Raw genomic sequence first — 23,691 nt, 5'->3', positions numbered from 1 at the left:
TAAGATATTAAGAAAATAAAGGCTATACTTAATTTTCTCTTTGTAAGTTTCATTAAGTTCAAAGCTTAATTTCCTTAATATCTTAATGGTTCAAATAAAAAAAACTTGTTTTTAAATAAACGTCATGAGAATTAAAACCAAATTGAATCTGGGTGTTGGATTATTATTTTTAATGATCATCATTCTCTCATTAGTGAGTGCTTATTCTGTTTTTTTGATTAAGCAGGACACTGAAAATATTCTGAAATCCAACTACAATACACTGGAATATTCACGAAATATGATTCTTGCTTTGGATGGAATAAAAGCGGGTTCAAAAGAAACCATTCAGAGTTTTGAGGAAAACCTCGAAAAGCAGACTCAAAACATTACTGAACCAGGTGAAAAACAAGCTACTGAAAAGTTGAAAGCAAGTTTTGCCCTTTTAGCCAAAAACAATGCAGATGAAACTGTAAAAGTGCAGATCCGCCAAGACATTTTTGCGATAATGAAGCTGAATCTTGACGCCATAAAACAGAAAAGTGACATCGCCAAACATTCAGCTGAAACGGCTAATTTGTCGATTGCCATTGTAGGATCTTTATGCTTTTTGATTGCTTTTAATTTATTGGTTAATCTGCCTAATAATATTGCGAATCCGATTAGGGAATTAACGCTGAGTATTAAAGAAATTGCCAATAAAAACTACTCAGAACGTGTTCATTTTACAAGCCATAGCGAATTTGGAGATCTTGCGAAATCATTCAACACCATGGCGCAAAAACTCGAAGAATATCATGACAGTAATGTTTATAAGCTTCTTTTTGAGAAAAAACGACTGGAAACCCTGATCAATAATATGAACGACCCGATTATTGGTTTGGACAACGAAGGAATTGTTTTGTTTTTGAATGATGAAGCGCTGAAAATTATTGGCCTTAAATCGGAAGATATTATTGGAAAATCTGCTTCTGAATTAGCAGTTTCTAATGATCTGATTCGTTCTTTGATTCTAAAAGAAAATGAAACTCCGAAAAAACAGCCTCTCAAAATTTTTGCTCACAGAAAAGAAAGTTATTTCGAAAAAGAGATTCACAACATTACGATAACGCCAACTGGAGAAGAAAAAGAAATTAATATTGGAGATGTAATTATTTTGCGAAATATTACGCTTTTTAAAGAATTGGATTTTGCTAAAACGAATTTCATTGCCACCGTTTCGCACGAACTAAAAACTCCGATTGCTTCTATAAAACTAAGTCTCCAATTGCTTGAAAATGGAAAAACGGGTGATATGAATGACGATCAGAAACAACTCGTTGAAAGCATAAAAGAAGACAGTCAGCGCTTATTGAAAATTACAGGCGAATTACTGAATTTATCGCAATTAGAAACTGGAAATATTCAGCTGAATATTGGAAAAAGCAATCCGCACGAAATTGTGAAATATGCTGTTGAAGCTGTAAAAGTCCAGGCAGATCAAAAACAGATTCAGTTGGTTGTTGATGCCGATGAAAACCTCAAAAACGTAAAAGCTGATGCCGAAAAAACGGGCTGGGTTTTAATTAATTATTTATCGAATGCCATTAGATATTCATCTGAAAAAAGTACGATTCTCATCAAATTAAAAGAAGAAAATAATCAGATGGTTTTTCAGGTTATTGATACTGGAAAAGGAATTGACACAAGATATAAAGACAGGGTTTTTGATAAATATTTTCAAGTTCCAGGAAGTCAGAAATCTGGAACAGGGCTCGGTTTGGCAATTAGCAAAGAGTTTATTGAAGCACAGAACGGAAGCGTTGGCGTTGAGAGTAATTTGGGATTGGGAAGTATGTTTTGGTTTTCTTTGAAAGTATGAATTATTTAACAGTATTTTGAAAATAAATCTTTAATTTTGAGTATTAAAAGAATTTGATATGGACATGACAGCTCAAATAAAAGAAAATTTAATCTCCAGAATTAGAGATTCTAAAGACATGAATTTTTTAAAAGCACTTCAAACTATTTTTGATTCTTCAGAACAGTCATTATATGAATTAAATCCTGAGCAAGAATCTTCTATTGAAACAAGCCTAAATCAGATAAAAAAAGGAGAGTTTCATAAAAATGAAGATGTAATTTCGGAGATGAGAGAATGGCTAAAAAAGAAATAATCTGGTCTGACCTTGCTAAACTTGAGTTTTCTAATGTTCTTGAATTTTATGTTCTTAGAAATGGAAATTCTGATTACAGCTTAAAAATTCTTGAAGAAGTTGAAGATTTACTAGAAACTCTTTCAAATAATGAATCTATAGGAAGACTTACTTCAAATAAAATCACTCGCGTTATTCCTATGAAAATCTATTTGATTTTTTATGAAATCAATAATAATCAAATAGAAATATTGTCTTTTTGGAACAATCAGCAAAATCCCGAAAATAGAAAAATAAAATAGAGTTTTTTTAGCTAATCTTAATCCAACCATCCTATTTAAAACCTATAAATTAAAGTTCACTTAAGGTTCAATTAAGCGCAAAATACTAGGTTCAAAACATTCGTTAATTTGTAAAATATATCGACCCTAAAAATGTTCTACAAAGCGATTTTCCTTCTATTTCTATTCGGATTCTTGTCTGCTAATGCGCAGCAAAATGATTCCATTGCAAAAATTGACAGTACGTCAAATAATTTGAAATTCAATTACAAACAGCTAATTATTCCATCGGTTTTGATTGGGTACGGCGTTATTGGAATTGGAAATGATCAACTTTTAAGCTTCAATCGCCAGATTAGAGCAGAAGTTAAAGAAGATATTGACGAAAAAATCACAATTGATGACTTCTCTCAATATGCGCCTGCTGCCTCTGTTTATGCTTTGAATGCTTTTGGTGTAGAAGGAAAAAATAACATGCGTGATCGTTCAGTCATATTTGCAACTTCGTATATTATTATGGCAACGACTGTTTTGAGCTTAAAATCGATTGTACATGAAGAAAGACCTGATGGAAGTTCTAACAACTCCTTCCCTTCTGGACATACTGCAACTGCTTTTGCTGGAGCCGAATTTTTATATCAAGAATACAAAGACAAATCGATTTGGTACGGAATTGCTGGTTATGCCGTTGCAACTGGAACTGGACTTTTCAGAATCTACAATAATCGCCACTGGCTGACTGATGTTGCGGCTGGAGCGGGAATTGGGATTTTGAGTACCAAAATTGCGTATTGGATCAATCCGTATATCACAAAAAAACTATTCAAGTCAGATTCTGAAAACAAATCGACTTCTATGATAATGCCTTTCTATAATGGACAGCAATATGGATTGGGATTTGCGAAGGTATTTTAGTTTTTTTATAGCCAAGAAGGCACTAAGTAGTAATTTTTTTAAAAGCCACAGATTGCACAGATTAAAAAATTTTTTGAATGGCTTTGTATAAATTTATTAGCCACGAATTCACGAATTTTAATTTAAAATAATTCGTGAATTCGTGGCGGATTTTTTCTTCGAAATTATAACTTCATTTCCATAATCGGCATGAATCTATTTTTTATTGAAGTTTCAAATTCTCCGATTTTTATAAATCCAATTTTCTGGTAAAATTGTTCTGCATTTGGTTCTGAATCCAAAATAATTTTTTGGCATTTTTCATTTCGCATTCTTTCCAAAAAATCATTCATTAAATAAGAACCAAATCCTTTTCCTATATATTCAGGTAAAATAAATAAATTGTCCAATTTTACCTGATTCTCTTCTAATTTCAAATAAGAATAATATCCAATGATTTTATTTTCAATAACTAAATTACAAACATTATTCTTTTCAATATAATCTGCCGTTACAGTTAGATTATTACTCCATTTTTCAATTTGTTCTTCAGAATATCCCCAGTAGGCTTTTGACCTTTTGGTGATTTCTGTTAGTAGAATATGATCTTCAGTTGTGGCTTTTAGGATATTCATTTATCTCTTATTTTCATCTAATCACTAAAGTTAAGTAGTTTATTCTTAACAACATTCATAAAAAATATTCAAAAATATTTGCATAACTCAAAAGTTACATATAATTTTACGTAACCTTAAAGTTACTTAAATATGAAAACAGAAATTAACCACAAATGGTTTTACAGCCAAGCCCCTGAAGAAATCTGGATGTATCTTACGGAGCCAGAATTAATTGCGCAATGGATTATGCCAAATGATTTTAAACTTCTTTTAGGACATCATTTTACATTTCGTACTAATCCGATTCCAAGTTTAAATCTTGATGGAATTTTTCATTGTAAAATATTAGAAATTGTTCCTTTCAAAAAGCTTGTTTACAGTTGGAAAGGCGGACCAGGAAATAATGAAACGATCTTTGACACTACTGTCGAATGGACTTTAGAAAAGAAAGATAATGGTACCGAATTACGTCTTCTTCATACTGGATTTAAAGAAGAAAATGTTTCTATCCTAACTGGAATGACAGAAGGCTGGTTGAAAAAAATGGAGAAAATCGAGAATCTTTTAAACGAAAAATAATGTCATTACCTAATCTTGATGCTTTACAAGTAATTGCAGATCCAAGTCGCAGACAGATTCTGCAATTACTTACCAAAGAAACGTATAACATAAACGCTTTGGCCGAAAACTTTGATATGAGCCGTCCTGCTGTTTCAAAACATATTAAAATATTGCAACAAGCAGGTTTTATTTCAATTCAGGAAATTGGAAGGGAACGTCATTGTGTTTTAAATCAAAAAGGATTTAATGATGTTAAAGCGCTGATTAGTCATTTTGATCAGTTCTGGGAAAACAAACTCAGCAGACTGGAAACTATTCTGAACAAAAAGAAAGATTAATTTAAAAATTAGAAATCATGCAAAAACAAGTTTTATTAGATCTTTTAGATCATAACCGCTTTATGTGCAATTCAACATTTAAAAACATAACACCAGAAAACAGTCGTTTTCGACTCAATGAAAAAACAGCTTCGGTTGGATTTATTTATAGACATATTGGAGAAACCGCAAACATTCTGGGAACATTTTTCGGAATTGAAACTAATATCGAAAACACAACAATTGGACAATCTGATACCGGCAAAAATTATGATTTGCAAACGAGCCATGCTTTTATGGAGCAAGGATACAAAACACTCGAAAATGTAATAAATAATTCTTCTGATCAGGATTGGTTTGAGGAAGTCGAAGCTTCATTTTTAGGAACAGTTCCAAGAATTAAATTATTATCAATTATTCTTTTTCACAATTCACATCATTGCGGGCAAATTGCATCGGCTATTGTTAAAGGAAATTAAATCTATTTACTTCCGGTTTTCATTCACAAACAAAAAAATCAGCTCTCCAAGCAAAATGTGAAGAGCTGAAATTATAATTTCAGGTTCTGGTTTTATTTATAGGTTTTACCAACCCATAAGTCATAAACAGGAAATCAAATATTATGCATTCGAAGTATTATTCTTAATCTCTCGAACTTCACGTTTCAATTCTAAAAGCAAATCTTTCATTGCTCCAGTTTCCGATATTTCTTGTTTTTTGTCTGAACGGCCGATGTTGCATTCGTATTCCCAAATCTCCAAAATATCAGAAGCTTTCACTTCATAATTTGGGTAAAAACTATTATCAGATTCTAAAACCAAAGCATTCTTTTTGTTTTTATTGAGACGCTTATATACCATCCCTTCATTTTTGGTAATCAGAATATAGGTTTTGCCATCCATCACATCTCCCAATTTTTCTACATAACGGCCAATAATAATCGAACCATCTTCGTGCGGAGGCATAGAATCACCCTCAACAGGAAATCCGCGATGTTTTCCAGGTCCTAGAAATGGAAGTGTAATCTGCTGTAAACTTTCAATATATTCTGGATCAGCATATCCGTTGAGGTAACCTGCTTTTGCTTTTTGAGATACAATTTCGATATAATTTTCTCCAAAACTATCCACCTGAATGGGTAAAATAAGTCGGTTGCCTTCCAGTTTTATCAAATTTTGCACATCAATTTTGCGTATATCGACAGATAATATCAAGTCAATACTCATATGAAAATATAATGCAATCTTCTTTAAAATGTCATACGGTGCTTCCGAAGTTCCGTCTTCGTATTTCACGTATCTTCCTCTGGTAATACTAAGGTTTTCAGCTAATTTCTCCTGTGATATTTTATGCTTAACCCTTAATGCTCTGATGTTGTCTGAAAATAAGGACATAATTAATTTGTTATAATTTGGAACAGCAAATATACAAAAAATTGTTATCACCTGTGCTAATTTTGTTCCATACAAAAACAAAAAGGAAAAATGGCACGGGCAATTGTACATATGGATTTGGATACCTTTTTTGTATCCTGCGAAAGACGCACCAACTCAGAACTCAACGGAATTCCGCTTATTATAGGTGGCGGAGACCGCGGTGTTGTTGCTTCTTGCTCTTATGAAGCCCGTAAATATGGAGTGCGTTCTGCTATGCCAATTCGTATGGCATTAAAACTTTGTCCAGACGCAAAAGTGATGAAAGGTGATATGGAATTGTATTCTCAATTATCTCATGATGTTACCGAAATTCTCCAGGAAAAAGCGCCTGTTTTAGAAAAAGCGAGCATCGATGAATTTTATATGGACATTACCGGAATGGATAAATTTCACGGCAGTTATAAATGGACAAATGAATTGGCGCAAAAAGTCATTAAAGAAACTGGACTTCCAATTAGTTTTTCATTATCCATCAATAAAACCGTTTCTAAAATTGCCACAGGAGAAGGCAAACCTGTTGGGAATCTTGAAATTCCGGAACAAAAAGTTCAGGACTTTTTAAATCCCCTTTCGATTCAGAAAATCCCGATGGTGGGCGCTGTGACTTTTCAGCTTTTGTCCCGAATTGGCGTTCGTAAAATTCAGACTTTGGCAGAAATGCCTGCTGAGGTTTTACAGCAAATGATTGGTAAAAATGGTCTGGAGCTTTGGAAAAAAGCCCACGGAATCGACCATACACCTGTTGAACCTTATACCGAAAGAAAATCAATTTCGACCGAAACGACTTTCTCTCAAGACACTATCGATCTTGCAAAACTCAGAAGAATATTATTAGGAATGGTCGAAAAACTGGCTTTTCAACTTCGTGCAGAACAATGGCTGACTTCAACCGTTACAGTCAAAATACGTTACGCCAATTTTGATACCGAAACCAAACAATGCCGAGTAGCTTATACTTCAGCCGATCATATTTTGACCAAAAATGTAATAGAACTTTTTGAGAAAGTGTATCAACGTCGTATGCGTCTGCGTTTGATTGGCGTACGCTTTAGCGGATTGGTACGCGGAACGTATCAAATTGATCTTTTTGAAGACACTCAGGAAATGTTATCACTTTATGAAGCGATGGACAAAATGAAAAGCCGTTATGGTTTTGATGCCGTAATGCGTTGTGCCGGAGCTCACTTTAAACCGAATACCAAAGACGAAATTTTAAAACGCAAAAAATAATGTATCTTAATTGTCATTCCTATCATTCATTACGTTACGGCACGATTCCGCTTAAGGATTTGATTGCCGAAGCCGTTTTGCATGGTATAAAAGCAATGGCATTGACCGATATTAATACCGTTACTGGAATTTACGATTTTATAAAAGCGTGTCAGGAAAAAGAAATCAAGCCTTTGGTTGGAATGGAATTTCGATGCGAACATCAATTCCGATATATTGGCTTGGCGAAAAATGCTGAAGGTTTAGCTGAAATGAATCGCTTTTTAACGGATTATAATTTCAGCGGAGAAACTTTGCCTTTGCGTGCTCCAAAATTCAAATCGGTTTTTGTGATTTATACTTTAGAAAATGCTCCCGAAACGCTTTTTGAAAATGAATTTATCGGAGTTCGTCCTGAAGAAGTTTCAAGTCTTCTGACTTCAAAACATAAAAATAAAATCTCCAAAATGGTGATTTTACAGCCTGTAACTTTTAGAAGCAAAAAAGAATACAATCTGCATAAAGTGCTTCGGGCTATTGATACGAATATCATTTTATCGAAGCTTACAGAAGCTGATTATTGTAAAGTTTCTGATGTGATGAAACCTGTAGAATCGATTCTGCCATTTTATGAAAAATATCCTGAAATTATTTTAAATACACAACGCATTATTGACGATTGCAATTTTCAATATGATTTTTCGGCTAAAAGAAATAAAAAGTTCTATACTGAAAACCGTCAAAAAGATTTAGAAAAATTGACAGAATTGGCTTGGGAAGGATTCGCAAAACGTTACGGAGACGAGAATCTAGAAGCAAAAGCCCGCGTTAAAAAAGAATTAAAAGTAATTGACGAATTAGAATTCAGCGGTTATTTTTTAATTACTTGGGATATTATTCAATACAGCAATAGCCAAGGTTTTATGCACATTGGGCGCGGAAGCGGTGCCAACAGCATCATTGCCTATTGTCTCGGAATTACCGATATCTGTCCAATCGAGTTAGATTTATATTTTGAACGTTTTCTAAACCTAAACCGAAAAACTCCGCCTGATTTTGATATTGACTGGAGTTGGCAGGAACGCAACACAATTCTGGAATATATCTTCAAAAAATATGGCAAAGATCACGTTGCGTTTTGCGGAACGAATGTTGAGTTTAAATACCGTTCTATTTTCAGAGAAGTAGGAAAGGTTTTTGGTCTACCTAAAGAAGAATTAGATCTTTTGGCAAAAAATCCGGAAGAACTTCATCCGACCAATAAAATTGTAAAATTGGTTCAGGAATACGGACAAATGATGGGAAAATATCCCAATCAACGAAGCATGCATGCGTGTGGAATTCTGATTTCTGAAGAACCTATTACCAATTATACGCCTCTGGAAATGCCTCCAAAAGGTTTTCCAATCGTACTTTTTGACATGCATATTGCCGAAGAAATTGGTTTTGACAAGTTTGATATTCTAAGTCAGCGAGGCATCGGACATATTGATGACAGCGTAAAACTGATTGCAAAAAACCGAGGCATAAAAGTTAATATTCGTGATACTTCGATTTCTAAAGACGAGGCTGTCTGCAACTCTTATTTAGCAAAAGGAAATACGATTGGCTGTTTTTATATCGAAAGCCCTGCTATGCGTGGTTTACTACGTCGACTAAATTGCGATAATTATAAAATTCTCGTTGCAGCTTCGTCCATCATTCGTCCCGGCGTTGCACAATCGGGAATGATGAAAGAGTATATTTTTCGTCATAATAATCCAACTCAATTTGAGTATTTCCATGAAGTTTTTAGGGAACATCTTGGCGAAACCTACGGTATTATGGTGTATCAGGAAGATGTAATTAAAATCGCCCAGCATTACGGCGGACTTCCCGCTCCTGACGGCGATATTCTTCGTCGTGCCATGTCGGGAAAAGGAAGGTCTCTCGAAGCGTTGCAAAAAGTAAAAGATAATTTCTTTGCGAGCTGTGCACAAAAAGGACATCCGTTACAATTGAGTCAGGAAATTTATCGCCAGATTGAATCGTTTGCAGGATATTCTTTCTGCAAAGCGCATTCAGCTTCTTATGCAGTTGAGAGCTATCAGAGTTTGTATCTGAAAGTTAATTTTCCTGTTGAATTTATGACGGCGGTAATCAACAATCAGGGCGGATTTTACAGAACCGAAGTTTATGTACACGAAGCTAGAATGTCTGGCGGAACGATTCATAATCCTTGCGTAAATAAAAGCGAATATCAGACTACTTTATATGGAACCGATATTTATCTCGGTTTTATGCACATTCAAAGTCTGGAATCTAAAATCGCTCACTTGATTGAAGAAGATCGAAATAAAAAAGGGGATTTTAGTTCTCTAGAAGATTTTATCAATAGGATTCCAATTGGAATCGAAGGTGTTAAAACTCTAATTTTCATTGATGCTTTTCGTTTTACAGGAAAAACCAAAAATCAGCTTTTGGTAACTGCTAGTTTATTGCTGAACAATTTTAAACCTGAAAACAGAGATTTGAAATTACTGCAAGAACCCGTTAAAGAATATAAACTTCCAAAATTAGAGCGTTCTGTTTTTGAAGATGCTTTTGATGAAATCGAATTGCTGAGTTTCCCTGTTTCATGTACTGTTTTTGATCTTCTGCAAACCAAACACCGTGGAGATGTTATGGCGAAAGATTTGGTTCAATATCATAAAAAACAAGTCAGAATGCTGGCGTATCTCATTTCCAGAAAACATGTCCCGACAAAAAAAGGCACCATGTATTTTGGAACTTGGATCGATCATGAAGGCACTTATTTTGATACAGCACATTTTCCTGATAGTTTAGAAAAACATCCTTTTCAGGGCGGAGGCTGTTATCTTTTGTTAGGAAATGTTGAGGTCGATTATCATTTTCCGACTATTACGATTCTCAAAATGGCCAAAATGCCTTTTATTCCAGATCCGCGCTATATGGATTTGAAAGATCAATACAGAACACAAAGTCAGATAAAGGAAGATGTTAGTTTGACGCATCGAGCGCCTTATCCGCAGGGACATGAAATTAATTTGCCGAGACATAGAATGAAGTTTTAAAAATTATTTAAACACATAGAAACATAGTTTTTTTTACTTGATAAAAGAACAATAAAAAAAGCTTGCTTTTAACACATAGTCACTATGTGTATTAATACAAGTGAAACGCCTTTAACCACAAAGAAAATCTATGTTTCTATGTGTTAAATTAAAAATAACTAAAGAAGAACTTACGTTATATAAAGATGAAAAATACGGAATATGCTATAGTCGATATTGAAACCACAGGCGGAAATGCCAGTGGCAGTCGCATTACTGAAATTGCGATCATTATTCATGATGGTAAAAATGTACTGGATCGTTATGAAACACTTGTAAATCCTCAACAGGACATTCCTCCTTCTATTTTTGGATTAACGGGCATTAATAACGAAATGGTAGCCAATGCACCAATCTTTGATGATATTTCAGAAAAAGTATTAGAAATGCTTACTGATCGTATTTTCGTTGCACACAATGTCAATTTCGATTATTCATTTGTTCATCATCAGTTGGAACAGTCAGGTTTTAAATGGTCGGCTAAAAAACTCTGCACCGTTCGTGCGGCCAGAAAGATCAAACCTGGATTGGGTTCTTACAGTTTAGGAAATCTTTGCAATTCCTTAAATATCAATTTAGAAAACAGGCACCGTGCTGGCGGAGATGCCGATGCTACTGCCCTATTGTTTTCTCTTTTGCTAGAATGGGACGATGCTGGAGAAATCGAAAAAATGATTAAAAAAACAGCACAAGATCAGCGCTTGCCTCCTAATCTTCCGCCAGATGATTTCAATAATTTACCCGACAAACCCGGCGTTTATTATTTCTACAATCAGGCGAAAAAAGTGATTTATGTTGGGAAAGCTATTAATTTGAAAAAACGTGTTTCTTCTCATTTCAGCGGTAATAATATCAATCCGCAGAGACAGCATTTTTTAAGAGATATTCACGGAATTTCTTTTGAAGTCTGCGCTACCGAGTTAATGGCACTTCTTTTAGAATGTACTGAAATCAAAAAACTCTGGCCAACTTATAATAGAGCCTTAAAACGCTTTGAAGCAAAATTTGGCATTTACCAATACGAAGCCCGAAACGGTTATAAATACCTTGCTATTGGCAAAGTGAGTAAGTTTCAAGTCTGCATTCACGAATTCAGCAGTTTGCATGAAGGCATCAATTTGCTTCGAAATCTTGCCGAACGTTTTGAAATCGATCATCGTTTCTGCAAATATTCAAAATCTGAAGAGGGAGATTTTTTCTATAATAATAATCCGCAAAGTCTGCCCGATGCTATAATGCATAACGCTCAAGTTGACAATGCGATTGATTATCTCTTAAATAACAGACCAACTTTTGCCATTATCGACAAAGGAAAATCAAAAGAAGAACGCAGCTGTATTTGGATTGAAAATGGACATTTTTATGGTATGGGATATCTTCCTTCAGATGTTTCGATTCATGAGCCTTCAGACGTAAAAAATTATGTTACGCCTTACAAAAGCAATCAATATATTGAACAACTGATTTTTTCTTATGCAGAGAAGCATCCTAGAAAAGTATTCTTTAAAAAGCATTTAGTCTAAAATCAAATTAGAGAAAAAATAGAGCTGTAAAAAATCAAAATTATGACACTATTTACCGACACCGAATTATTTACCACTGGACACGGAGGTAAAAAAATATTTGATCTTCCGGATTGCGAACTAATTCTGATTGAAAATTTCTTCAGTAAAGAAGAATCAGATTCTTTTTATGAAAGAATACTACGTAAAACGAAATGGAGAGAATATGAAATGGAAATTTACGATAAAACCTATACTGTTCCCAGAATGATTGCGTGGTACGAAGATAAAGACAACGAAGGAGCAGATCCAAACGGACCTGACTGGACGTATGAATTGTTAAAAATCAGAAGCCGTGTTGAAAAAGAAACTCAACTCGATTTTAACAGTCTTCTGTTAAATTTATACCGAAACGGAAAAGACGGCGTAGGCTGGCATAGCGACCGAGAAGACAAATCTGGCAAAGATCCAATTATAGCATCTGTCACTTTTGGAGAAACCAGAATGTTTAAACTTCGCCATAAATTCAGAAAGGATATTCCATTGGTTGAAATTCCGCTTCATCATGGATCTTTCCTACTAATGGCGGGGACTACCAATAGTTTTTGGCAACATCATGTACCCAAAACAGCACGCAAAGTTTTGCCCAGAATAAATTTAACTTTTAGGCAAACGCAACGTAATGCGTAATGCATTCAGAACTAAAAACTAGCTGATTTATTAGCTCAATTTCAACGAGGAAAATTCTGTCGAAAAAAGTTAAAATACTGATTGTATGAACGTTTTATTAGGCTGAACCTTCCTTTTTTACTATTTTTGCAACCTTTTAAAAAAATATAATACCGCAATGGCTTATTCAAACAACGATTTAGCGCGCTTCCTAGATGCACAAAACAAACTTTATCTTACTGCTCTTTCCGAAATAGGAAAAGGAAAAAAAGAGACGCATTGGATGTGGTTTATTTTTCCTCAAATTAAAGGATTGGGCAAAAGCGATACTGCAAATCTTTATGCCATTAATGATTTAAAAGAAGCTTCAGATTATTTGGAGCATCCGATTTTAGGAAAACATTTAATTGAAATTTCAGAATTGCTATTGACCTTTAAAATGAAATCGGCTGATGGAATTTTTGGAGACTTAGATGCACGAAAATTACGTTCTTGCATGACTTTATTTTCTTTGGTAGAAAATGCAAATCCGATATTTCAGGAAATTCTGGAAGCTTTCTTCTCTGGAGAAAACGATCCGCTTACTTTGTCTATTATTAATTCAACTATAAAATCTGTTGATGAACCGGTTGAAATATAACCCGAGTTTACAGCGATTATTTACATTTAAAAGACACTAATTCTAGTGTCTTTTTTTTGTTTACAACTATATCAATTGCTAAAATCAAGATCTTAATTTGTTTATTTAAAAATAATTAGCATTAACTTGCATAATCAACCTCAAATCTAAACCAAATTATGACAGAAAAAATCAAAACTTTACAAATCATCCATCTTGGCATTTGCGCTGGGACAATTATCGCGTATTTCATTGTAGGAGATATTTCGTTAGAAACACTAAGCGTTCCAGCTATTGATTCTAATTCAATACTATACCTTATTATTCCTGTTCTTGCCTTTGTTTTAAGCAGTATATTATTTAAAGCACAATTAAAACAGATTGATCCGAAATTAAAACTCGAAGACAAACTTCCTGTTTATCAAACTGCTTCGATTATGCGATGGGCAGTTCTTGAAGGTGCCGCTTTTTTGATATTATTCATTAAACCCGAATTTATCTTGTTCGGAATACTTCTGATTGTTTATCTTCTTTATTTAAGACCTACCGAAGAAAGAATTACGAATGATTTATCTAATTCTTAAAACCTATAAAGCATAAAAAAAGCATCTTGAAAGACCAAGATGCTTTTTTTATTAAATTTCAATTGAAGCTAAAATATTATTCACTTGGTTTTGTTAAATAATACACTGGAATTCCGGTTAACATAATTAATACTCCCCAACCGCAAGTTGAAAATTTTGTAATCAATAATGAAATACAAATTGCTGACGCTACGACTATATATAACATTGGTAAAAATGGATATCCAAATGCTTTATAAGGTCTTTCTGCATCAGGCATTTTTTTTCTTAGAATAAAAATTCCGTAGATCGTAAGTATGTAAAAAATCAATACAATGATAATTACAAAATCAAGCAAATCGCCATATTTACCAGTAAGGCACAAAGCTGAAGCCCAAATACACTGTGCCCAAAGTGCCCAAGCAGGAACACTCGAACTGTTTAAAACGGCTGCTTTTTTGAAAAACAAACCGTCTTTTGCCATCGTATAATATACTCTCGCACCCGCCATAATTAATCCGTTGTTGCAGGCAAAAGTCGAAATCATAATCATAATGGCAATAATAAGCGCTCCAATATTTCCGAAAATATAATCTGAGGCCACAACTGCAACACGATCAAATTTTGCTGTAGCAATTTCGTCAAACGGCACTACAGCCAAATACATAAGATTTGTCACAACATAAAGAGAAGTTACAATAAAAGTTCCTAGAAACAGACTAAGTCCCACGTTTCGTTTCGGATTTTTAATTTCACCCGCAATAAAAGTCACGCCGTTCCAAGCATCGCTAGAGAATAATGATCCTACCATTGCCGCCGAAATTCCAGAAATCAAAGCAGTTCCACTAATTGGCAACCATGATCCGCTTTCTTTATTAAATGTTTTTGTGCTCCATCCGTCTGCCCAGTTTGCATCCCAAACAGAAGCTTTCGCAGCAAGCGTCAATCCAAAAACAACTAAGCCTAGTAACGATAAAATTTTAATTATAGTTAAAACGGTTTGCAGAATTTTTCCATTTTTTACACCTCGGCTATTAATGAAAGTCAGGATAATAATAGTTAAAATTGAAACGAGCTGAGCAGCATTGAGTTTAAAAGCTCCCAGTTCGTAAAGAATATTCTCATCACTCAATGGTTCATACAAATAAGCAGCAAATTTAGAAAAAGCCACTCCTACAGCCGCAATAGTTCCAGTCTGAATAACTGCAAAAAAGCTCCATCCGTATAGAAAAGCAATTAGCTTATTATAAGCTTCTTTTAGGTAAACATATTGTCCTCCAGCTTTCGGAAACATGGCACTCAACTCGCCGTAACTAACTGCTGCGACAACGGTAATAAATCCAGACAAAAGCCAGATTAAAGTAAGCCATCCTGCCGAACCTACTTGTCTAGCGATATCGGCGCTTACAATAAATATCCCGGATCCGATCATAGAGCCAACCACAAGCATGGTTCCGTCTAAAAGTCCGAGTTCTCTTTTAAAATGTTCTTGGTCGTTTTCTTGCATTTTTATTGGTTTAGGTTGGCTAAAGATATACTTTTTTCTGAAATCTTAATCTTTAAATTATAAATTCTATATATTCTTAAAAAAGATCATATTTATCAAGATTTAACCCAAATCTTTATTAAAATCTTTTGGGCATATCCCTCTGGACAGCCTTTCCACTCTATCTTTCTATCCTTTACGCAAAGGATTAAAAAAAATTTTCCTTATTTTTAAGGATAAAAAATTATCATGACTTGGGATCCGAAAAAATACAATGAGTTTAAAGAAGAACGTTCTAAACCGTTTGATGATCTAACAAGTCATATTGTTGATAAACCCAATCTGAAAGTTATTGACCTCGGATGCGGAACGGGTGAACTTACTCAAAAATTGCATCAAAAACTAACCAATCCATTTGTTCTTGGCATTGACAATTCTGCCGAAATGCTGGCAAAAACACCAGTACAAGAAAATCTTGAATTTAAAGAAAAGGCTATTTTAGAACAGATTAATGAAGAGACCAAATGGGATTTAATCTTCTCCAACGCCGCATTGCAATGGATTGATAACCATAACGAACTTTTTCCGAAAATTATCTCCCGAATAAATCCGGGCGGACAACTGGCAGTTCAGATGCCACAGCAAAATGAAAACATCCTTAATAAAATACTTTTACAGCTTGTTCAAGAAGAACCTTTTGCCATGCATCTCAAACATTGGACACGTCCTTCTCCAGTATTGACCTTAGATGAATACGCAAAAATCCTGTTCGAAAATGGCGGTAACAATTTGGTTCTGTATGAGAAAGTTTACCCTATAGTTTCTAATAAAAAAGATGATTTTTTTGACTTCATTTCAGGCTCTGCATTAACTGTATATCAAGAAAGATTGGGAGAAAAGGAATTTGCAGCATTATCAGCTGAATTCAAGAAAAGAATAGATGCTTATTTCCCCATAGTTCCATCTATTTACGCCTTTAGAAGATTGATTATTTATGCTAATTTTTAATCATCTCAACCATCAATCAACACTTAAACAAAAACACTAGAAACAAAAATATTTTCACTTTCAAAACATCTTTTTTTACAAAAATCATAAGATAAATTTTATTATATTTGAGATGATCATTTTATAAGCATTTATAAATAGCAAAACATCTTAACAAGTGTTTAACAAAACGTGAATTAAATTATCCCCCCGTAATTATTTATTCATATTTGCAGAACACGCAAAAGGCACGTTTTATTAACCTACTAATTTTAAGATTATGTCTAAATTGCAAGCTTTAAAAAATTTTCGCTTCCCAAATGTTTTCATTCTTATTTTAATAGTCTTCATTTCGTGCGCATTATTAATCTGCATCAATTTTTTTACTATTAAAATCTTATCAGCAAATAGAGCTTATGTAAATGGGGAATCGCATTATTCTAAAGGACAAAAAGATGCATCTAGACATTTAATTACTTATTTATTTACCAAAAATCGCGCACAATGGAAATTATATCTCGAAGAATTAAAAGTGCCACAAGGAGATGGAATTGCGAGAGTTACACTCCTAAAAGCTGGAGACAATAAAATTGCCCGAAAGGGATTTTTAATTGGTAGAAATCACGAAGATGATTTAGACGATATTATCTGGCTGTTTGACAATTTTAAACATGTAAGCTTTTTATCTAAAGCTATAGATGAATGGGGACAAGGAGATAAACTAATTTTCGATTTATTTGTTATTGGCCAGCAGATTAACGCCAAAATTGAGCATAATATTCTGACTGCTGAAGATCAAAAGAAATATTTAAAACAAATAAGCTCAATAAGTGACCGCTTAACAGTTAATGAACGTAATTTTTCAAACACATTGGGAGAAGGGACTCGAAAAATAAAGGATCTATTGATTATCACAAATATCTTTTTCATTCTGGTTATAGTCTGCAGCGTTTGTCTTTATTATTCGATAATGGTAAAAAGGCTATTAGTTTCGAAAAAAGAAATAGAGGTGAAAAATGAGAACCTAGTTACCGTAAATCGTGATTTGGACCGATTTGTTTACAGCGCATCACACGACTTGAGATCTCCTATCACTTCATTAAAAGGTCTTATCGAAATAACAGCATTAGAAGATGATGTGGAGCAGGTTAGAAATTATTTGCAAATGATGCATCAGAGCCTCGCCAGACAAGATCAATTTATTAGCGATATTATTGATTACTCCAAAAACAAAAGAAAACAAGTAATAATAGAGCCTGTGAGTTTAAAAGAGTTGTGCAATGAAGCTATCCAACAGTTAATGCATATTGAAAATGCAAACAAAATTAAATTCACACAAGAGCTTTTAGTGGATCATATTGAAAGCGATGGACTTCGCTTAAAAATTATCATTAACAATCTGCTTTCTAATGCTATTAAGTATGCAGATTGTGATAAGCCCGAAATGTTTATTACGATAAAAACTTATTTTAGTGACGGTTTAAATAAACTTGAAGTGACAGATAATGGAATCGGAATTCATGACGATTACAAAGCGAATATTTTTGATATGTATTTCGGAACAAATAAAAACAAAGGCTCTGGCCTAGGTTTATATATCGTAAAAGAAGCAGTTGAAAATATCAGAGGTGATATTTCTGTTTTTTCCGAAAGCAATGTGGGAAGTAAATTTATAGTAACAATACCAAATTCTTATGCCGTATAGATCTCAATTTATAATTATAGAAGACAACTTGATCGATCAATTTGTCATTAAAAAGCTGCTGAAAAAAGGGCTTGATATTAATCCTGTTTATATTGCAAACAACGGGAAAGAAGGCATGAACTGGATTCTAAAAAATCAAAATCAAAATCCATTGATTATTCTTTTAGACATCCAAATGCCTGTTATGGATGGATTTGAATTTTTGAAAGAATTTGACAAGCTCCCAGAAGATGTAAAAGAAAAGATCGAAATTTTTGTACTTTCTTCTACTCTAGATAGTGACGAAATCAAAAAAATTAAAGAAAATAAGTATGTATCTGATTTCTGGAATAAACCTTTTAGATTAGAAACATTAAAAAGTGTTTTTCTGCAAGCCTAATTCAAAACACGATTTACTTGAGAAAAAGCTCTTGTATAATATGGCTCTTTTGTTGAGGAAATCATCACACCTCCATGCGTAGATGAATGTACGAATTTAATCTCACCATCAACATTTTCGACAACCATACCCACGTGATTTATATGACGTCTACCATTGGTTCTAAAGAAAATTAAATCCCCTTTTTGCGCTTCGTCTGAAGCTACTTTTGTTCCTATCCGAGATTGCTCTATTGAACTTCTAGGCAATTTAATATCAAAATTTCCAAAAGTGCAAAACATTAATCCTGAACAGTCAAAACCTGCTTTTGTCGTTCCGCCAGATCTATATCTAATACCTATATTCTCAGTTGCACTTGCTATAAGCTGATCAATTAATCCAGAATAATCTCCCGTCCTCACAACAGTTGAATCTCCTTTTATTTCTGGCGCAGTTTCCGCTATCTGACCAGAAGAAGCATCACCTTGTACATTAGCTTCTTGCAAAGTTTTTGCTGCTTGAATAGCATCTGCTTTTTCTTTTGGAACACGGATTTTCAATAAATATCCAACTGGCACTTTTCCTTTAATTGATGGATTCTGGCGCTCTAGCTCTGCAACTGTAATACCATATTCTTTAGAAATGCCATATTTTGTTTCTTTCGGCTTAACTTCTCTATAAAGCTCCACATCTGTTGAAACCACTTCAGAAATAACTGGTGTTTCACTTGGAGAACTACTATTTGAAGCTACGTTATTTGAAGGAATATTTATTTGCTGTCCTATTTTTAAACCTTCGCTTTCCAAAGAGGGATTTGCTTTCTTTAAATCATCAACAGAAACATTATATTTTTTAGAAATCCCCCAAAGCGTTTCTTTGGAAGCTACTTCATGAGTACCAGAAGCAGTTATAGACGAAGTATTATTATCTGCAACTTCAACATTTTTACTTTTTGTCTTTGAAGTAGTTTTATTTTTATTCGGAATTAAAAGAGTGGAATTTAGTTTTAATATTTTAGGAGCATTCGGATTTGCATCTGCAATGTCTTTTACTTTTACTCCATATTTTTTAGCAATAACAGAAAGGTTATCTCCTTGTGAAATTTTGTGCTTAATAAAATTATCTTGCGCAAAGGCTCCAACACTGAAAAAAAACAATACTATTATTAACCTGTAAACCATACTCTCTTTCTTAAAGTTTTTACAACTTTTTCTATATTATACATTAATACCAACTCAAAAAAGACAAATATATTGCCTTAAAAGCGAATTTAACTTTTTAAAGTAAAAAAACCTGTGTTTTTAACAATTATTTTACCTCGAATTAACAGTCTCGGCTTAGAAATTAATTCAACTTTTTGAAAGGCAGATTTTTACAAAAACATATTTTTTTTATTAAATTTAACCTAATAAAAAACCTAGATATTTTGAAAAAACTATTCTATCTCATCATTTTCTTTCCTTTTATTACAAATGCGCAAATTATAAAGGGAATGGTTATTTCTAAAAAAAACAAAACTGCTTTAGAAGACACTAACATTACCAGCATATCAGGAAGTTTTGGAACTTTAACAAATAGCAATGGTGAATTTACTTTAAAACTCCCTTCTACTTTCAAAGATCAAGATAGTTTACAATTTTCGCATATTGGATTTATTACCACAAAAATTACCTTAAGTGATTTAAAAAAAATAGGCTTCAAAATTTTTCTTCAAGAAAACATAGAAAATTTAGAAGGCTTAGTTATTCTTAAAAACCACAAATTAAGATTAAAATCTAAATTGAACACTACCAAATTAGCTCCTTTACAATATAGAATTACCTCTTTTGGGTCAATTTTACAAGACAACAAAATCTATATTGTGGGCGGAGATGCAAGCTATAAAACAGATCCTTGGGAAAAAGTCAAACGAGAACGACCAGATTTTACTTTGAAAGATTACCTCCGCGAAATTCGCACTAATCCAAATTACTTCTCTTATAAAGGAAAATTACTGGTATATGACATACCAAATAATTCTTGGGAAGAATCAAATCTAAAATTCAATAAAAGAGCTTATCATAACCTCAATTATTACGAAGGAAAACTCTATGTTTTAGGAGGGAAAAAAATTTCTGATAATGGAATTTTTGAATACCTACAAAATGAGATTGAGGTATTTGACACTAAAAAACAAAGTATTACAATTGATAAAACAAATCCGCATCAAGCATCTAATGCTGCTTCATTTACTTACAATGATAATATAATTGTAATTGGAGGTTCAATAAAAATGAACGACAAAGACAAAAAAACATTTACAAATAAAGCACATCAATACAACATCACTTCTGGGTATTGGTATGAGCTTCCAAGTATGCCAGTAGCCAAAGAAACTTCAGGTGTTCTAATAGATGATAAAATTTATTTAATTGGTGGAAACAATGAAAATCCTTTATCTCAAATTGAAACTTTTGATCTCAAAACTGAAAAATGGCAGACTGAAGGAGAATTATTCACAGGATTAGAAAGACCAGCCGTAACCTTTCATGAAAATATAATTTATTTCTTTGAAAACAATCAGATCTATCTTTATGACATTAAAACAAAACAATTAAAAGAGTATCTGGTAGACATTCAACTAAAAGGATCCAGTATGCATTATTACAACAACAAATTATACATACTTGGCGGAACTCTTCAAAATGACTTCTCAAACACTCCTTCTCAAAACATTTATAGCATTGACATGGAAGAATTTGACAACACACAACTCAATCACATCAAAGTTTTGTCATCCGGCTTAAATTTTTCTACCGCAAATTAGCAAACTAAAATTTAATCATAATAAAAAATGCCCTGTAAAAACAGGGCGTTTTGCAATATAATAAGTGTAACCATTAAGCTTTTCCAGCTGCAATTAAGTTTAATGCAGAACCTGCAACAAACCAACCAATCTGTCCTTCATTATACGTATGGTTGGCCAAGATAATATCTTTTGTACCATCTGCATGAACAAATTCTAATGTTAGAGGTTTGCCTGGAGCGAATTCTGTTAAATCTAAGAAGTTTATTGTATCATCTTCTTGAATTTTATCGTAATCTGCTTCATTTGCAAATGTCAACCCTAAAAGACCTTGTTTTTTAAGATTCGTTTCATGGATACGAGCGAAAGATTTTACTAATACCGCCTTCACACCTAAGAAACGAGGTTCCATAGCCGCATGTTCACGAGAAGAACCTTCTCCATAGTTATGATCTCCAACTACAATTGACGGAACTCCAGCCGCTTTGTATGCACGTGCAACCGCAGGAACAGCATCATATTGACCAGTCAATTGGTTCTTAACAGAGTTTGTTTTTTGGTTGTAAGCATTTACAGCTCCAATCAACATATTGTTTGAAATATTATCTAAGTGCCCACGGAAACGCAACCATGGACCAGCCATAGAAATGTGGTCTGTAGTACATTTTCCAAATGCTTTGATTAACAATTTAGCACCTGCAATATTTTTTCCATCCCAAGGATCAAATGGAGCCAATAACTGCAAACGCTCTGAAGTTGGATTAACTACTACTTGAACATTTGATCCGTCTTCAGCCGGAGCTTGGAATCCTGGATCTTCAGCGTAGAAACCTTTAGCAGGAAGTTCATCTCCTGTTGGCTCTTCAAGCATTACTTCTTCGCCATCTTCGTTGATTAATTTATCCGTTAATGGATTAAATCCTAAATCTCCTGCAATAGCTAAAGCAGTTACCAATTCAGGAGAACCTACGAAAGCTAAAGTATTCGGGTTACCATCGGCACGTTTGGAGAAGTTACGGTTGAAAGAATGCACAATAGTATTTCTTTCTTCTTTCTCTGCCCCTTCTCTATCCCACATACCAATACATGGTCCGCAGGCATTTGCAAATACAGTCGCGTTGATTTTATTAAAAGTATCAATAAATCCGTCTCTTTCTATTGTAGAGCGCACTACTTCAGAACCTGGCGTAATTGTAAATTTCGCTTTCGTTTTTAAGTTTTTAGCGGCTACTTGTTTTGCCAAAGAAGCCGCACGAGAAATATCTTCGTAAGATGAGTTTGTACAAGAACCGATCAAACCATACTGAACTTGTAAAGGCCAGTTATTTTTGATTGCCTCTTCTTTCATTTTAGAAATTGGAGTAGCCAAATCTGGCGTAAAAGGACCATTTAAATGTGGTTCTAAAGTAGATAAGTTGATTTCAATTACTTGATCAAAATATTTTTCAGGATTAGCATATACTTCTGGGTCTCCTGTTAAATAAGAAGCGATTTTATCTGCTGCATCTGCAACATCTGCTCTATTTGTAGAACGAAGGTAGCGTCCCATTGAATCATCGTAACCAAAAGTAGAAGTTGTAGCTCCAATTTCAGCTCCCATATTACAAATAGTTCCTTTACCTGTACAAGACATTGCAGTTGCACCTTCACCAAAATATTCTACAATTGCTCCTGTACCACCTTTTACAGTAAGAATACCTGCAACTTTAAGAATAACATCTTTTGGAGCTGTCCATCCTGATAATTTACCAGTTAATTTAACTCCGATCAACTTAGGAAATTTAAGCTCCCAAGCCATTCCAGACATCACATCTACAGCATCTGCTCCACCTACACCAATAGCTACCATTCCTAAACCACCTGCATTTACAGTGTGAGAATCGGTACCAATCATCATTCCTCCTGGGAAAGCATAATTTTCAAGTACTACTTGGTGAATAATTCCCGCTCCTGGCTTCCAGAAACCGATTCCGTATTTATTAGAAACTGACGACAAGAAATCAAAAACCTCATTACTTTGAGTTTTAGCTCTAGCCAAATCTGTTGCAGCATCTACTTTTGCCTGAATCAAGTGATCACAGTGAACCGTTGTAGGCACTGCCACTTTAGATTTACCTGCATGCATAAACTGCAATAAGGCCATTTGTGCTGTCGCATCTTGACAAGCAACGCGGTCTGGTGCAAAGTCAACATAATCAATTCCTCTTCCAAACGCCTTAGTAGGATTTCCATCCCAAAGGTGATTGTATAAAATTTTCTCTGTTAAAGTAAGCGGACGTCCAACAATTTCACGCGCTTTATCAACTCGCGCTGGCATGTTTTCGTACACTTTTTTAATCATTTCGATATCAAAAGCCATAGATTTTTTGTTTTTTATTATTCTTTTTTGAACATGACAAGTTACAAAAAATAGAACAATTATTACTAAAAAAGCCCGAGTTTTACGACTCGGGCTTTTAAAATATTATTAAATAA

22 protein-coding genes are annotated in these 23,691 nt (G+C 33.9%); 17 read left to right on the top strand and 5 right to left on the bottom strand.

Going from position 1 to position 23,691, the window contains the following annotated elements:
* Positions 1-124 precede the first annotated feature (124 nt).
* From PQ463_RS22975 to PQ463_RS22960, 4 genes are all read left to right on the top strand, one after another.
* The gene (locus PQ463_RS22975; RefSeq protein ID WP_274255653.1) at positions 125-1,840 is read left to right on the top strand and encodes a sensor histidine kinase; all 1,716 of its coding nucleotides are present in this window, start codon (positions 125-127) and stop codon (positions 1,838-1,840) included.
* Positions 1,841-1,898: 58 nt separating this feature from the next.
* On the top strand, positions 1,899-2,135 hold the full coding sequence (locus tag PQ463_RS22970) for a hypothetical protein (protein ID WP_274255652.1): 237 nt from the start codon (positions 1,899-1,901) through the stop codon (positions 2,133-2,135).
* Complete coding sequence (locus tag PQ463_RS22965) at positions 2,117-2,416, top strand: type II toxin-antitoxin system RelE/ParE family toxin (RefSeq protein WP_274255651.1); 300 nt, start codon at positions 2,117-2,119, stop codon at positions 2,414-2,416. Before PQ463_RS22970 ends, PQ463_RS22965 begins: the two co-directional genes overlap by 19 nt.
* A 132-nt stretch (positions 2,417-2,548) precedes the next feature.
* Positions 2,549-3,310 (top strand): phosphatase PAP2 family protein, encoded by a 762-nt coding sequence (locus tag PQ463_RS22960; protein ID WP_274255650.1) that lies wholly within the window; start codon positions 2,549-2,551, stop codon positions 3,308-3,310.
* A 164-nt stretch (positions 3,311-3,474) separates the two neighbouring features.
* Here PQ463_RS22960 and PQ463_RS22955 read toward each other — a convergent pair whose 3' ends face one another.
* Positions 3,475-3,924, bottom strand: coding sequence for a GNAT family N-acetyltransferase (locus tag PQ463_RS22955; RefSeq protein ID WP_274255649.1), 450 nt, complete (start codon positions 3,922-3,924; stop codon positions 3,475-3,477).
* Between the two features lie 132 nt (positions 3,925-4,056).
* Between PQ463_RS22955 and PQ463_RS22950 the strand changes: the two genes are divergently transcribed.
* From PQ463_RS22950 to PQ463_RS22940, 3 genes are read left to right on the top strand one after another with little or no spacing between them, the layout of a single operon-like run.
* The gene (locus tag PQ463_RS22950; RefSeq protein WP_274255648.1) at positions 4,057-4,485 is read left to right on the top strand and encodes an SRPBCC family protein; all 429 of its coding nucleotides are present in this window, start codon (positions 4,057-4,059) and stop codon (positions 4,483-4,485) included.
* A complete protein-coding gene (locus tag PQ463_RS22945; protein WP_213254177.1) occupies positions 4,485-4,805 on the top strand; it encodes an ArsR/SmtB family transcription factor in 321 nt (106 codons plus the stop codon). Before PQ463_RS22950 ends, PQ463_RS22945 begins: the two co-directional genes overlap by 1 nt.
* Before the next feature lie 17 nt (positions 4,806-4,822).
* Entirely contained in the window at positions 4,823-5,263 is a 441-nt protein-coding gene (locus tag PQ463_RS22940) for a DinB family protein (protein ID WP_274255647.1), read from the top strand.
* Between the two features lie 141 nt (positions 5,264-5,404).
* Here the strand turns inward: PQ463_RS22940 and PQ463_RS22935 are convergent, their stop codons facing one another.
* A complete protein-coding gene (locus tag PQ463_RS22935) occupies positions 5,405-6,178 on the bottom strand; it encodes an XRE family transcriptional regulator (protein ID WP_274255646.1) in 774 nt (257 codons plus the stop codon).
* A 90-nt stretch (positions 6,179-6,268) separates the two neighbouring features.
* On the opposite strand from PQ463_RS22935, the gene dinB reads away from it, so the two are divergent.
* From dinB to PQ463_RS22905, 6 genes are all read left to right on the top strand, one after another.
* Positions 6,269-7,450: a DNA polymerase IV gene (gene dinB, locus PQ463_RS22930; RefSeq protein WP_111376108.1), complete on the top strand. Its 1,182-nt coding sequence runs from the start codon at positions 6,269-6,271 to the stop codon at positions 7,448-7,450.
* Positions 7,450-10,503 carry a DNA polymerase III subunit alpha gene (locus tag PQ463_RS22925; RefSeq protein WP_274255645.1) on the top strand — a complete coding sequence of 1,018 codons (3,054 nt, stop codon included), beginning with the start codon at positions 7,450-7,452 and terminating at the stop codon, positions 10,501-10,503. Before dinB ends, PQ463_RS22925 begins: the two co-directional genes overlap by 1 nt.
* Positions 10,504-10,688: 185 nt before the next feature.
* Positions 10,689-12,065 carry an exonuclease domain-containing protein gene (locus tag PQ463_RS22920; RefSeq protein ID WP_274255644.1) on the top strand — a complete coding sequence of 459 codons (1,377 nt, stop codon included), beginning with the start codon at positions 10,689-10,691 and terminating at the stop codon, positions 12,063-12,065.
* 42 nt (positions 12,066-12,107) lie between these two features.
* Entirely contained in the window at positions 12,108-12,734 is a 627-nt protein-coding gene (locus tag PQ463_RS22915; protein WP_274255643.1) for an alpha-ketoglutarate-dependent dioxygenase AlkB family protein, read from the top strand.
* Between the two features lie 157 nt (positions 12,735-12,891).
* Positions 12,892-13,353, top strand: coding sequence for a DUF1810 domain-containing protein (locus tag PQ463_RS22910; RefSeq protein WP_111376104.1), 462 nt, complete (start codon positions 12,892-12,894; stop codon positions 13,351-13,353).
* Positions 13,354-13,511: 158 nt separating this feature from the next.
* Positions 13,512-13,916, top strand: coding sequence for an MFS transporter (locus PQ463_RS22905; protein ID WP_274255642.1), 405 nt, complete (start codon positions 13,512-13,514; stop codon positions 13,914-13,916).
* 76 nt (positions 13,917-13,992) lie between these two features.
* Here the strand turns inward: PQ463_RS22905 and PQ463_RS22900 are convergent, their stop codons facing one another.
* On the bottom strand, positions 13,993-15,402 hold the full coding sequence (locus tag PQ463_RS22900; RefSeq protein WP_274255641.1) for an APC family permease: 1,410 nt from the start codon (positions 15,400-15,402) through the stop codon (positions 13,993-13,995).
* A gap of 228 nt (positions 15,403-15,630) precedes the next feature.
* Here PQ463_RS22900 and PQ463_RS22895 point away from each other — a divergent pair, with 228 nt between their 5' ends.
* The 3 genes from PQ463_RS22895 (at position 15,631) to PQ463_RS22885 (ending at position 18,452) form a co-directional block, all read left to right on the top strand.
* Positions 15,631-16,389, top strand: coding sequence for a methyltransferase domain-containing protein (locus PQ463_RS22895; protein ID WP_274255640.1), 759 nt, complete (start codon positions 15,631-15,633; stop codon positions 16,387-16,389).
* A 259-nt stretch (positions 16,390-16,648) separates the two neighbouring features.
* A complete protein-coding gene (locus PQ463_RS22890) occupies positions 16,649-18,073 on the top strand; it encodes a sensor histidine kinase (protein ID WP_274255639.1) in 1,425 nt (474 codons plus the stop codon).
* Entirely contained in the window at positions 18,063-18,452 is a 390-nt protein-coding gene (locus tag PQ463_RS22885) for a response regulator (RefSeq protein WP_274255638.1), read from the top strand. Before PQ463_RS22890 ends, PQ463_RS22885 begins: the two co-directional genes overlap by 11 nt.
* On the opposite strand, the gene PQ463_RS22880 is transcribed toward PQ463_RS22885, so the two are convergent.
* Positions 18,449-19,612, bottom strand: a complete 1,164-nt coding sequence (locus PQ463_RS22880) for a C40 family peptidase (protein ID WP_274255637.1) — start codon at positions 19,610-19,612, stop codon at positions 18,449-18,451. The genes PQ463_RS22885 and PQ463_RS22880 overlap by 4 nt on opposite strands.
* Before the next feature lie 245 nt (positions 19,613-19,857).
* Here PQ463_RS22880 and PQ463_RS22875 point away from each other — a divergent pair, with 245 nt between their 5' ends.
* The gene (locus PQ463_RS22875) at positions 19,858-21,237 is read left to right on the top strand and encodes a Kelch repeat-containing protein (RefSeq protein WP_274255636.1); all 1,380 of its coding nucleotides are present in this window, start codon (positions 19,858-19,860) and stop codon (positions 21,235-21,237) included.
* Positions 21,238-21,310: 73 nt separating this feature from the next.
* Here PQ463_RS22875 and PQ463_RS22870 read toward each other — a convergent pair whose 3' ends face one another.
* Positions 21,311-23,575, bottom strand: coding sequence for an aconitate hydratase (locus tag PQ463_RS22870; RefSeq protein ID WP_274255635.1), 2,265 nt, complete (start codon positions 23,573-23,575; stop codon positions 21,311-21,313).
* Positions 23,576-23,691 lie beyond the last annotated feature (116 nt).

Origin of the sequence: Flavobacterium sp. KACC 22763, from assembly GCF_028736155.1 — a bacterium.
In the GTDB taxonomy this organism is placed as follows: domain Bacteria; phylum Bacteroidota; class Bacteroidia; order Flavobacteriales; family Flavobacteriaceae; genus Flavobacterium.
The sequence above is the reverse complement of the archived record's forward strand: the minus strand, read 5'-3'. Positions and strand labels throughout refer to the sequence as shown.